Origin of the sequence: Effusibacillus lacus (assembly GCF_002335525.1) — a bacterium.
In the GTDB taxonomy this organism is placed as follows: domain Bacteria; phylum Bacillota; class Bacilli; order Tumebacillales; family Effusibacillaceae; genus Effusibacillus; species Effusibacillus lacus.
In genome coordinates, this window is sequence record NZ_BDUF01000029.1 from 16307 (window position 1) to 28898 (window position 12592).

The following is a 12592-nucleotide window of genomic DNA, read 5'->3' on the forward strand; positions in this document are numbered from 1 at the left end:
ATGGGTGCCGTACATCTTCTCGGCTGTCATCGGATATTTGCTGGGTTCAATTTCATTCAGCTATCTGGTTGGAAGATACAAAGCGGGAATTGATATCAGGGAACACGGTTCGGGCAACGCAGGGGCGACCAATACGCTTCGTGTGTTGGGGAAGCAATCTGCCTTGATTGTTTTTCTGGCGGATGCCTTAAAGGGCGTGATGTCAGTGGCGGCAGGGTATTTGCTGACTGGAACGGATGCTGGAATGGCCATCGGGGGACTCTTCTCGATAATTGGCCACAATTGGCCTTTGTTTTTCAATTTTCGGGGCGGCAAAGGAGTGGCCACGACCATTGGGGTTGTAGTCAGTGTCGTTTTCCTGCCTGGTATCATTGCGGGTATTATTGCAATCATTTTATTGGTAATTTCTCGCATTGTTTCCCTTGCTTCTTTAATTTTTCTGACGATTTTGCCGATTGCAGTTTTGCTGACCGGCCAGCCTCTGGTTTATTTCTGGATGTCGCTGGCCATGGCCGTCATGGCTTACTGGAGACACAGAACCAATATAGTGCGTCTGATACAGGGCAAGGAAAATCGGCTGGGTAGAAAATAGGGTTGCAGGAGGCTTGTATGGGAAGTTCTGTTGCTGTAATTGGAGCTGGCAGTTGGGGGACTGCTCTGGCGCTTGTATTGGCCGATAATGGCTGCAAAGTGACCATGTGGGCCAGAAGGCAGGAAGTTGTTGATGAAATTCTGGCAGAACGGACAAACTCCAGGTATTTGCCGGATGTAACATTGCCGGAGACCATTTCTCCAACTTCCGATCTGGAGAGGGCTCTGGCGGATCATGACTACGTCTTGGCGGCCATGCCGTCCGTTGCTTTTCGGGATACCATGAAACAGGTCTCTCCATTTATACATAAAGACACCAGGGTCATTCATGCCACAAAGGGCTTTGACAAAGAAAAATTGAACCGTATGAGCCAAGTGATACTTGAAGAAATTCCCCAGCTGGATGCCAGGAACCTGGCAGTCTTAACAGGTCCAAGCCATGCGGAGGAAGTCTCCAGAAGATTCCCCACAACGGTTGTGGTAGCCAGCAAGTCCCGAGCAACCGCAGAAGCGTTTCAAGATCTGTTTATGAACACCTATTTTCGTGTCTATACCAATCCTGATGTGGTGGGGGCCGAGCTGGGGGGAGCCCTGAAAAATATCATTGCCTTGGGGGTAGGTCTGTCTGACGGACTGCAATTCGGGGACAATGCCAAAGCCGCTCTGATGACAAGGGGACTGACGGAAATCTCCCGGCTCGGAATCCAAATGGGGGCCGCTCAGATGACCTTTGCGGGGCTTGCGGGGATTGGGGATCTGATTGTGACTTGCACCTCCAAGCACAGCCGCAATTGGCGGGCTGGCTACCAACTGGGCCAGGGAAAAACGGTGGATGAAGTGTTGTCCTCCATGAACATGGTGGTGGAAGGTATCCATGCTACCAAAGCTGCATACGCGCTTTCCCAAAAACATGAAGTGATCATGCCGATCACCAATGCCATTTTTCATGTCCTGTTTGAAGGGAAGAACCCACGGGCGGCAGTGGAGGATCTTATGGGACGGGGAAAAACCCATGAGATGGAGGAAGTGGCCCGAATGTCCATGAGATGGGAAGAATAGCGGAGATTGTTAAAATCTGCTACAATTTAACTGGTTGAACAAAGTCGAGGAGGTAACAAAATGAGCAATTTGCCTGCTGAGCTGAAGTACTCCAAAGAACATGAGTGGGTGCGTGTGGAAGGTAACAAAGCGTACATAGGAATTACCGACTTCGCCCAATCGGAACTCGGGGATATTGTATTCGTTGAATTGCCGGAAGTTGGCGACGAAATCGCGCAAAACTCCACCTTTGGAACTGTGGAGTCTGTGAAAACCGTTTCGGACCTGTATGCACCTGTAAGCGGGACAATCCTGGAAGTAAACGAAACTTTGGCTGATTCTCCTGAAAAAGTTAACGAATCTCCATACGGAGACGGGTGGATGCTGGTTGTGGAAATGAAAGATCCGGGTGAATTGGACACACTGCTGACTGCTGCCCAGTACGCGGAGATTATTAAAGGGTAATTGCCGGGGGCCAACATTGGAAACATGGCGTTTGTTACCGACGGGCAAATACAGCCCGGCAAAAAACATGGCACTTGATGAAGCGGTTATGATTGCGCACAGCCGCGGGCTTGTTCCGCCTACGGTCCGGTTTTATGGGTGGGATCCTCCCACTTTGTCCATTGGGTATTTCCAAAGGGTTTCGGAAGTGGACTTTGACGCTCTTGCAGCCAAGGGAATCGGATTTGTCCGTCGGCCCACGGGAGGACGGGCTGTGTTGCATGATCGGGAAGTTACCTATTCCATCGTGATAACCGAGTCCCATCCAATGATGCCGCGTTCGGTCAACGAATCCTACCGGATCCTGTCAATGGGGCTGGTGAATGGATTCCGGAACCTGGGCCTGGAAGCCACCATGGTGTCATTGGCATCAGAAGCGGATAAAGAAAAATATGAATCGCTGGGGTCTTCGGCATGCTTTGATTCTCCCTCCTGGTACGAATTGGTTGTGGAAGGCCGGAAAATTACCGGCAGTGCCCAAACAAGACAACACGGGGTTATTCTCCAGCACGGATCCATTCTCTTGGATTTGGATGTTGATTTGCTGTTCTCAGTTCTGTACTTTTCGTCGGAAAAACTGCGGCAACGCGTTAAAGCCAGTTTTACGGACAAAGCGGTATCCATTCGGCAGATTGCAGGTCGTGATGTGACGTTTGAGGAAGCCGAACAAGCTTTTCGCCGGGGATTTGAGACAGGCCTGAATGTTCGGCTGGAACCAGGCGAACTGACGGATGAAGAAAGAGCCTTAACGGATGAACTGATCGAAACTAAGTATTCGACAAGTCAGTGGAATGAAAAGAGATAATACGCATATACATAGCACTCGGAAGCGTTATTCCGGGTGCTTTTTGATTTGGGCTTGTTCTAAAACTGCTTCTCCCGCATATCTATAGAGAAGAACGAATGTAAAAGCCCCTAAAGCCGCCTCGGAATAAACTCTTGGCTGTTGATAGAAATCTACAAACCATCCAAGAGCTCTGAGGAGGGATGACACGGGGAAACGGTAACTTCTACGCCGATATTTTGAGGGAGGGAAAAGCGTGGAGAAGTTTGATATTTTCAAAGACATCGCGGAGCGAACAGGAGGGGACATCTATCTCGGCGTAGTGGGCCCTGTTCGAACCGGTAAATCCACTTTTATCAAAAAATTCATGGAGTTGATTGTTCTTCCCAATATTGTGGATGATGCAGACAGAGTACGTGCTACGGACGAATTGCCGCAAAGTGCGGCAGGTCGGACCATCATGACTACTGAACCGAAATTCATCCCCAACCAGGCTGTCGAGATCCATGTGGCGGAAGGTCTGGACATCAATGTCCGACTGGTGGACTGCGTTGGTTATGCAGTCCAGGGTGCACGCGGTTATGAAGATGAAAACGGTCCCCGCATGGTTACCACCCCGTGGTTTGACGAACCGATACCCTTTCAGGAAGCTGCAGAAGTCGGAACACGCAAGGTCATTGCCGATCATTCCACAATTGGCCTTGTGATTACCACTGACGGAAGCATTGCGGAAATACCCCGGGATTCTTATCTTGCAGCGGAAGAACGGGTTGTTTCGGAGTTAAAGGAACTTGGAAAACCCTTTGTCATGGTCATCAATTCGACTCACCCGCACCATCCGGAAACGGAAGCGCTTCGGTCCGAACTGGTTGAGAAGTATGACATTCCCGTTGTAGCCTTGTCAGTTGCCACCATGAATCAGGATGACATCATGCTGGTGTTGCGGGAAGCGCTGTATGAGTTCCCTGTGCACGAGGTCAATGTAAACCTGCCTTCCTGGGTAATGGTGCTTGATCAGGATCATTGGTTGCGATCCAACTATGAGGAATGCGTTCGTAGCACAGTTCAGGATATCAGAAGACTGCGTGACATCGATCGGGTGGTAGGTGCATTCAACGACTACGACTTCATTTCCCGCGCCGCTCTGGCACGCATGGATATGGGCCATGGAATCGCCGACATTGACCTTACTGCCCCAGACGAACTGTATGATCAAGTATTGACCGAAGTTGTCGGTGTCGAAATCCGTGGAAAAGATCATTTGCTGCAACTGATGAAAGACTTTACCACCGCCAAACGGGAATATGACAAGATTGCAGAAGCTTTGCGGATGGTGAAACTGACCGGTTACGGCATTGCACCTCCGGTATTGGAAGAAATGACTCTTGACGAACCCGAACTGATTCGCCAGGGTTCCCGGTTTGGCGTCCGTCTTCGGGCAACAGCTCCTTCCATTCATATGATCCGCGTTGACGTGGAATCGGAGTTTGCACCGATTGTCGGCACCGAAAAACAAAGTGAAGAACTGGTACGATACTTGATGCAGGACTTCGAGGAGGATCCCCTTAAGATTTGGGATTCGGATATTTTCGGCAAATCCCTTTCAGCCATCGTAAGAGAAGGGATTTCGGCAAAATTGGCCATGATGCCGGAGAACGCACAATACAAGTTGAAAGAGACCCTCGAACGCATCATTAACGAAGGAAGCGGCGGGTTGATCGCAATTATCCTGTAAAGGAATTTGGTCGCTTGTTGTGAGAAAGGCTGCCTCCAGCCTTTCTTTTATTTTTTGGGAGTTTCGATGTATATTTGCATAATTTTTGGATACAAAAGTAATACTGCGTTAAGAGAACCCAGGAGAGGGGGTGTTGGAAATTGAACAAGACAGACCTGGTGAATTCGGTCGCGGAGAAATCAGAACTCACGAAGAAAGATGCGGCAAGAGCAGTGGATGCCGTATTTGAAAGCATAATGGAAGCATTGGTAAGAGGGGACAAGGTGCAGCTCATCGGTTTCGGCAACTTTGAAACAAGGGAACGGGCGGCCCGAAAGGGAAGGAATCCCCAGACCGGCGAAGAGATTGAGATTGCCGCGTCGAAAGTCCCTGCTTTTAAACCCGGCAAAGCACTCCGGGACGCAATCAAATAAAACCTGCAACTATTTTCTCAGCATAAGAGAAAGCGCCCGAGGATCCAATCCGGGCGCTTTGCTGTTTTCTTCAGAGAAATCGTCAATGATGAATGCGTTTTGACTATTCAGTTCAGAAGGAATATTTCAAAAAGAAAAAGAATATGTAGCGTTGGAAGCCAAATAGATTTCATTGGGGGGACACTGTATGGAAACAGGCCAAAACTCTTTGGGTAAGGAATTTCCATTACAAATTCCGGAGTTTTATAATTTTGCCGCGCAAGTGAGTGATTATGCGGTCAAACATCCCGATAAGAAAGCGCTTATTGTAGTCACTGAGGAAGAAACTGAGCGGACAGTCACGTATCGGGAACTGGTCGCCTATGCCAACCGAATCGGAAACGGTTTGCTTGCTTTGGGAATTAACCGGCATGACAAAGTGATAGTACTGGTTCCAAGGGGGATTGAGGCTTACGGAATTTACCTGGCTCTTAACAAGATTGGAGCCGTTATCATGCCCTGCTCTGAAATGCTTAGGGGAAAAGACATTGAGTACCGGGCCAACCATGCGGGAGCCAAAGCGGTAATCGCTTTTCCAGGCAGTGTAAAAGAGGTGGAGGAAGTAAGGGCCAACTGTCCTACCATTGAACATTTTGTCGTTATCGGGAGGCAGGACGGTTGGATCGCCTTAGAGGACATTGTGACAGCAGCAGACGATTCAATGGAGGCCCTAGACACCCCTTCCGGGGACCTGGCGTTTCTTTCCTACACTTCAGGCACCACCGGCGGACCCAAGGGGGTCATGCATGTACATGGCTGGCCCTATGCGCATCTGGCAGTGGCGGCAACCTATTGGCTGGATGTACGGGAAGATGATATAGTATGGGCTACAGCCGGCCCTGGATGGGCCAAGTGGATATGGAGTCCGTTTGTGTCGACTCTTGGCAAAGGAGCAACCGCCTTTGTCTACCAAGGCAGATTTTCTCCCGAAACCTATCTGAAATTGATGGAAAAGTATCCTGTTTCCGTGCTCTGTGCAACTCCTACGGAGTACAGGCTGATGGCCAAGGTCACCGGAATAGAGAACTACTCGTTAAAGAAGCTGCGGTCAGCCTGCTCAGCCGGGGAACCCTTGAATCGTGAAGTGATCGATACATTTAAACGGGTATTTGATATTACTGTCAGGGATGGTTACGGCCAAACGGAAAACACTCTGGTGGTGGGAACGTTTGTAGGAGTGGAACCAAAGCCGGGATCGATGGGCAAACCCTCGCCAGTTGTTAACGTCGCAATTATTGATGAGAAGGGACAGGTTGTACCGGTCGGTGAAGTTGGGGACATCGCAATCGACCGCAATATGGTGGCCCTCTTCAAAGGGTACTTGAATGATGAAGAGCGAACAGCCCGTGCGTTTCGGGGAGATTGGTACGTAACGGGAGATCAGGGCCGAATGGATGAAGACGGGTATATCTGGTTTGAGGGACGTGCCGATGATATTATAATATCAGCCGGTTATACCATTGGTCCGTTTGAAGTGGAAGACGCGTTGGTGAAGCATCCCGCAGTTGCAGAGTGCGCCGCAGTCGCCAGCCCGGATCCGGATCGCGGACACGTGGTGAAAGCTTTTATCGTCTTGAAAAAAGGGTACTCCGGTTCGGAAGAACTGGTCAGGGAATTGCAGGAACATACCAAACAGTTGACGGCTCCCTACAAATATCCAAGAAAAATCGAATTCGTAGAAGATCTTCCCAAAACCACGTCTGGCAAAATACGCAGGATTGAACTGCGGATGTTAGAGAAACAAACGTTGTCATGATGGGATTGAGGGGTGTCAGCCGACATCCCCGTAATTTTTCCTGGATTGCAGGGGTAAGGAAAGGCTGCTGAAAGAGAGGTGCAAGCGAACTTGAATAGTGTTATCGCCAGAAGCCTTGTATGGATCGTTGCCTTTTTCCTTAGTTTTATTGCTGTATCAGATAGGGCTGCGGCAGCTGTTTTCACCTCACCTGAAGGTATTCGGTTCACAAGCGAGTCTGCAGCCTGGAACTCAACGGATAGGCTGCAGCAGCTTTACCAGGAGCTGAAAATGAATGCACATGGTGAAGAATTGAAATTGTTGGCTGAAGTCAGGGTGCTTGACGGGTATCCGAAAGGGAAGTCCATCGCCGGAGAGTATTCTTTTAAAACGTCTGTCGATTTGTTCAACCGGCAGAAAATGCTTCCGGGAACCATCGACCTTTACGGCGGAAACGAGCGGACAACCGTTGAGTCATTGGCAAAAACCCTGTCTCATGAATACGGACATCATGTGACCCATTACTACTCAGTAAAGCAGGACGGATTTTCCATAACGGACAAGGATCGCTGGCGGCAGTCCACTTATGCAAAGATCAGGGGACTTGCCAATGATTTAAGGGTTAACCAACTTGCCGAACACCGGTGGGAACTGGCAGAGATTGCAGCAGAAGATTATGTTCAGCTGTTTGGATCTCCAACAGCCAAAAGAGTCTACACGTTTCCATCAAGACATGACTCCCTGCAGCAGATGAAAGAGATTGGTCCGCTGCGTTGGGACGCTTCCATGTATAACGTGGTTCCGCAGGAGAATCTGGACTTGCCGCTTGCCTCAGAGGTACCCAATCTGTACCAGTGGTATGCGACACATCTGGGAGTTCGATCCCAGCCCGATATTCCAAAGAAACCGGAACTCCGGATCAAAGAGGTAATAAAGCACGGGGATGTGGGGTATCAACTGCATTTTGTCTGGTCTGGAGAAAACGGGCAATCGAACCTTACCTATACGCTGGTGGCCTATTCGGACGGAGACCCGATTCCGGAGCCGATTGTGACAAGGCAGGGAACGGACATTCTGGACGGAAGATACGGCACCATGGTCGTCCGGACAGCTTCGTCCATATTGACTTATAAGGATCCGACCGCAACGGGTATCCGCCATTTCCGGGTATTTGCCCAGAATCAAGCCGGTTATGTAACCTCATCCCCCATCTTGACAGTCAACATGAGTCACCCCAATAAGGTGACCATTACCGAACCATCCGTTGCCTCAAACAACGCCGTTAACACCTTGGATGTTCAGGTTGACGAAAATGTATATGTGGCTGAAGTCCTTAAATGGGCGGATCTCCTGCTGCGAGGCATTATTGTCATAATGGAGGCGTTGGCAAGAATTTTGGAGGAAGTATTCAAGTTTATCAGCTAAATTGAGCATTTGTCAGATTCGAGTCGAGAAACAAGTTGCGCAGTTCCCAAAGATTCATGTATAATCTACTTCGTCGTCACCATAAGGGAACGGGATATGGCGCAGCTTGGTAGCGCGCTACCTTGGGGTGGTAGAGGTCGTGGGTTCAAATCCCGCTATCCCGACCAAAATGAAAGGCCCTTGAGTCATCAAGGGTCTTTTCTTTATATCATGTGGCTGAAGCAACATTGCTGTCTACCACATCGGGATCCACAGTGTTGGTACTGCTGATCACACTGAAAGTTGCGCCGAAGTCTCCGGTTATGCCTCCGCCTGCACCTGAATAAGATTTCGAAGCGTTTTTGGGTGCAATGAAAGCGGTATCCCCAAACAAGGCAGTCCCTCCATCTGAAATTCCAACAATTTTAATCGGTCCCAGGATCAGTGCCGGCATTGGTCGATCACCCCTTGTTCTGTGCGCTCTCCCATAATGTATGTATCTTGGGTGCCGGTAGTTCTGGGCGCAAGGTTCTTATTAATAACAGAAAAGGAACCGCGCAAGAGAATTTGCGCGGTAATCAGTTATCTGACGATCTCGCCATAATCGTTGGTGTGTCTCTCAAATTCAAATGTAGCGCAACGGGTTCCCTTGGTGGTGCCAACAATTTCGTTGCCGTTGGACATTACCTCTATGGCATCGGCGGTACAATGATTGTTGTGATCATTGTAAATGCATTCTTCTACCCCGCATTTGACGCCTCCCGGCATGAGGATCACCTCCTGCTACTACTTTTCCCCGCAGCACACTAATTATTTTGCCTGTTCCTGCCTGCAGATGATATAATCGAATCGCTCGGAAGTCTCATTGAAAGGAGGAAAGACCATGGAGATTGGACAAGAGTATTTCCTTGTCAAAGCCAAAGAAAACGGGGTTCATGTGATTGGTCTGACCCGCGGCCCGGATACACGTTTTCATCACACGGAGAAATTGGACAAGGGGGAGATTATGATCGCCCAGTTCACAGAGCACACTTCCGCCATCAAAGTCAGGGGAAAGGCTGTAGTTTGGACCAAATTCGGACGGGTGGATACATATTCCGAAGACGAATGAGCAGTTTGAAAGCGAGAACTTCCTCGCTTTTTTGTTTTTTCCTGAGATTTATTTTATACTCCTAAAGGTTCTTGTTGTGCTATACTGAAATATAGCTTACTGATTGTGACCTTCTCTGCTGCGAAGGGAGTTGATGACATGATAATTGAACAAACGGACCGCGAACACATGTCCCTTCGCATGTGTGGACAAGTTTTGTCTGAAATGCATCATTCTTATTTGACAAAATTAATCGGTTTGCCAAATCCGGAATTGTTTCAATTGAATACGGCCTTATCGATCTTGCGGACTGCCGGTTGTTCCGGAGAAGAAACCGAACTGCTGGCAACGGCCTTAATGTTGATCTACCACGGTTTGTCGGTGCATGAACAGATTGAGGAAACCCATGCGGATGCAACGCAGCAGCTCAAGGTCTTGGCCGGGGATTACTATTCAAGCAAGTACTTTTATTTACTGGCTTCCTGGGGGCAAGTTGACAAGATCGGGCTGTTTGCGGAAGCAATCGCGCGTATCAACGAAGCAAAAGCCGAGAGGTTTGCACTGTTCCAAAAGGAACGGTCCAATACCGACAAGTATTTGTTTCTGTGTGAACGGATTGAAGGAGAACTGTTGTATGTCCTCTGCAGCCAATACCTGCAGGGGAAACCGGTTGTTGCCGACCTGGTGCGCATGCTTGTCCGGACGTATGTCATGGGCAATGAGTACAATCAGTTTCTTTCAGGTGAGTATAACAGGAATTTTTCCCATGTATATCTGACAAACCGGGCGACGGAAGATGAACTTGCAAACGCATTCCTGCAAGAAACCAAAGTTATGACATTGCATGTGAAATATGGCACATCTGGCTTCATGTTCAATCAGTTGGAAGCAGGTTTAATGACTGTCAGGCAACTGTTGTCGATCCAGGAATCACCGGTTGCCGTTGAATCTTTTTCCGATGTCATTGAGTTTTTGAATGACATGTATTTGCAGCCCCGGAAAAATGTGGAAGAGGGGTGATGGATTGATGAATCATTTTAACACCAAGGAAGAGAAAGTACACTACATCTTTTCGAAAATTGCAAAACGCTACGATCTTATGAACAGTGTGCTGAGTTTTCGGCAGCATAAGCTGTGGCGATCTTATACCATGAAGCGGATGAACGTTCAGCCGGGACAATCAGCTATTGATGTGTGCACCGGTACCGGTGATTGGGCGATTTCCATTGCTGAAGCCGCAGGGCCGCAAGGCCGGGTGGTCGGAGTTGATTTCTGTGAACCAATGCTGGAAGAGGCAGATCGCAAGATTTTACAGAAGGGTCTTGCCAATCAGGTAAAAATGGTGCATGGGAACGCCATGGCATTGCCGTTTGAAAGCGACACTTTTGATTATGCCACCATCGGATTTGCATTGCGCAACGTTCCTGATGTCCAACATGTAATTGGTGAAATGGCCCGGGTGGTGAAACCGGGGGGAATGGTGGTTTCCCTTGAATTGTCCAAGCCGGAATGGCCGCCGTTTCGTGCGCTTTATTATTTTTATTTTGAGAAGATCCTTCCCAAGATCGGCAATCTTGCTTCACGGGATAATATTTCCTACAGCTGGCTTCCGGAATCGCTCAGATCTTTTCCGGATCGCAAGGGGCTGGAAGGGATTTTCCGGAATGCAGGCCTTGAAAGGGTGGAATCGAAAACCCTGACGGGCGGAATTGCCGCCATGCATATTGGTTATAAGCCGCAGTCCTGATGAACAGATTCTGTTTACTACAATCCGCAAGGAGTACAATATGGGATACAGGGACTTACGTCATTTTATCGATGCGCTTGAATCCAAAGGAATGCTGGTTCGGGTCAGGGAAGAAGTAGACCCGTACTTGGAAATTACGGAAATCACGGACAGGGTGTCCAAAGCGGCAGGCCCTGCGCTGCTGTTTGAAAATGTGAAGGGTTCCGACATGCCGGTTTTGATTAACGCCTTCGGCTCCTTTGACAGAACCAAACTGGCTTTTGAAATTGAGGATTTCGATGACATCGGCAGAGAAATCATGCGGTTTATGGAGATGCCGACCGGTTCCGCTTCCCTGCTCGGCAAACTCAAACAACTGCCTAAACTTGCGGAACTGGGTTCTTTCTTGCCCAAAACCGTTGCAAAAGCTCCTTGTCAGGAAGTTGTGCTGACCGGAGATGAAGTGGATCTGGACAAATTTCCCATTCTTACATGCTGGCCTGATGATGGCGGAAAGTTCATCACACTTCCGCTGGTATTTACAAAAGACCCGGTAACAGGCAAAAGAAACTGCGGCATGTACAGAATGCAAGTATTTGACAAGCGTACAACCGGAATGCACTGGCAGTTGCACAAAGTGGGAGCGGAACATCACCGTCGTGCCGGCGAGTTGAAGAAAGACAAACTCGAAGTGGCGGTTGCGATCGGTTCCGATCCGGCGGTTATGTATTCGGCCATTGCACCGGTTCCACCTGAGATAGACGAGATGATTCTTGCCGGGTTCCTCCGCAAGGAGGCGGTGGAGATGGTGAAGTGCAAAACGGTGGATGTGGAAGTCCCCGCCAATGCGGAGATTGTCCTGGAAGGCTATGTTATACCCGGTGAATTGCGGGACGAAGGACCGTTTGGCGATCACAACGGGTACTATACTCCTGTTGAGCCGTATCCTGTATTCCATATTACGGCCATTACCCACCGCAGAAACCCGATTTATGCAACTACCATTGTCGGGAAGCCCCCAATGGAAGATTGTTACCTTGGCAAGTTGACAGAACGCATCTTTCTGCCGCCACTTAGAATGGTGGTTCCGGAAGTGGTGGATTTGAGTCTTCCCTGGGAAGGGGTATTCCACAACTGTGCCATCGTATCCATTAGGAAGCGGTTCCCGGGGCATGCCAAGAAGGTAATGAGCGCCCTGTGGGGAATGGGACAGATGACCTGGACCAAATGCATTATAGTGGTGGATGACGACGTGGATGTCCAGAACCATTCCTATGTGGCATGGCGTGTGTTTGGAAATGTGGATGCAAAGAGGGACATCATGATCGTGGAAGGTCCCGTGGATTCCCTCGACCACGCTTCCCCGCTTCCCAATCTTGGTTCCAAGATCGGGATTGACGGAACCAGGAAGTGGAAGGAAGAAGGGTACACACGAGTTTGGCCGGATGAGATCTGGATGAACAAGGAAACTGTTGAACTGGTAGACCGAAAGTGGAACAAATACGGAATTAAATTGTAAGCCGTCTTCCTAGC

Annotated in this window: 14 protein-coding genes and 1 tRNA gene; 13 read left to right on the plus strand and 2 right to left on the minus strand. The window is 49.2% G+C overall.

What is annotated here, in order from left to right; genetic code table 11:
- Positions 1–4: 4 nt before the first annotated feature.
- The 9 genes from plsY to EFBL_RS06915 all read left to right on the plus strand — a co-directional run bounded on the left by plsY (position 5) and on the right by EFBL_RS06915 (position 8431).
- Complete coding sequence (gene plsY / locus EFBL_RS06875) at positions 5–592, plus strand: glycerol-3-phosphate 1-O-acyltransferase PlsY (protein WP_096181404.1); 588 nt, start codon at positions 5–7, stop codon at positions 590–592.
- A gap of 17 nt (positions 593–609) precedes the next feature.
- Positions 610–1650: an NAD(P)H-dependent glycerol-3-phosphate dehydrogenase gene (locus tag EFBL_RS06880; protein WP_096181405.1), complete on the plus strand. Its 1041-nt coding sequence runs from the start codon at positions 610–612 to the stop codon at positions 1648–1650.
- Positions 1651–1710: 60 nt separating this feature from the next.
- Positions 1711–2094, plus strand: coding sequence for a glycine cleavage system protein GcvH (gene gcvH / locus EFBL_RS06885; RefSeq protein WP_096181406.1), 384 nt, complete (start codon positions 1711–1713; stop codon positions 2092–2094).
- 16 nt (positions 2095–2110) lie between these two features.
- On the plus strand, positions 2111–2938 hold the full coding sequence (gene lipM, locus EFBL_RS06890) for a lipoate--protein ligase family protein (protein WP_096181407.1): 828 nt from the start codon (positions 2111–2113) through the stop codon (positions 2936–2938).
- Between the two features lie 235 nt (positions 2939–3173).
- Positions 3174–4652, plus strand: coding sequence for a stage IV sporulation protein A (gene spoIVA / locus EFBL_RS06895; protein WP_096181408.1), 1479 nt, complete (start codon positions 3174–3176; stop codon positions 4650–4652).
- Positions 4653–4792: 140 nt separating this feature from the next.
- Positions 4793–5065 (plus strand): non-specific DNA-binding protein Hbs, encoded by a 273-nt coding sequence (gene hbs / locus EFBL_RS06900; RefSeq protein WP_096181409.1) that lies wholly within the window; start codon positions 4793–4795, stop codon positions 5063–5065.
- Between the two features lie 187 nt (positions 5066–5252).
- Complete coding sequence (locus EFBL_RS06905; protein ID WP_096181410.1) at positions 5253–6860, plus strand: acetate--CoA ligase; 1608 nt, start codon at positions 5253–5255, stop codon at positions 6858–6860.
- Positions 6861–7130: 270 nt separating this feature from the next.
- The gene (locus tag EFBL_RS06910) at positions 7131–8264 is read left to right on the plus strand and encodes a hypothetical protein (RefSeq protein ID WP_096181411.1); all 1134 of its coding nucleotides are present in this window, start codon (positions 7131–7133) and stop codon (positions 8262–8264) included.
- A gap of 90 nt (positions 8265–8354) precedes the next feature.
- A tRNA-Pro gene (locus EFBL_RS06915) sits at positions 8355–8431 on the plus strand.
- A 41-nt stretch (positions 8432–8472) separates the two neighbouring features.
- On the opposite strand, the gene EFBL_RS06920 is transcribed toward EFBL_RS06915, so the two are convergent.
- A complete protein-coding gene (locus EFBL_RS06920; protein ID WP_096181412.1) occupies positions 8473–8697 on the minus strand; it encodes a spore germination protein in 225 nt (74 codons plus the stop codon).
- Between the two features lie 128 nt (positions 8698–8825).
- Positions 8826–9011 carry a DUF1540 domain-containing protein gene (locus EFBL_RS06925; RefSeq protein WP_096181413.1) on the minus strand — a complete coding sequence of 62 codons (186 nt, stop codon included), beginning with the start codon at positions 9009–9011 and terminating at the stop codon, positions 8826–8828.
- 115 nt (positions 9012–9126) lie between these two features.
- Between EFBL_RS06925 and mtrB the strand changes: the two genes are divergently transcribed.
- The 4 genes from mtrB to EFBL_RS06945 all read left to right on the plus strand — a co-directional run bounded on the left by mtrB (position 9127) and on the right by EFBL_RS06945 (position 12578).
- Positions 9127–9354, plus strand: coding sequence for a trp RNA-binding attenuation protein MtrB (gene mtrB, locus EFBL_RS06930; protein ID WP_096181414.1), 228 nt, complete (start codon positions 9127–9129; stop codon positions 9352–9354).
- Positions 9355–9492: 138 nt separating this feature from the next.
- A complete protein-coding gene (locus EFBL_RS06935; protein ID WP_096181415.1) occupies positions 9493–10353 on the plus strand; it encodes a heptaprenyl diphosphate synthase component 1 in 861 nt (286 codons plus the stop codon).
- 7 nt (positions 10354–10360) lie between these two features.
- Positions 10361–11080 carry a demethylmenaquinone methyltransferase gene (locus tag EFBL_RS06940; protein ID WP_096181416.1) on the plus strand — a complete coding sequence of 240 codons (720 nt, stop codon included), beginning with the start codon at positions 10361–10363 and terminating at the stop codon, positions 11078–11080.
- A 40-nt stretch (positions 11081–11120) separates the two neighbouring features.
- A complete protein-coding gene (locus EFBL_RS06945) occupies positions 11121–12578 on the plus strand; it encodes a menaquinone biosynthesis decarboxylase (RefSeq protein ID WP_096181417.1) in 1458 nt (485 codons plus the stop codon).
- Positions 12579–12592 lie beyond the last annotated feature (14 nt).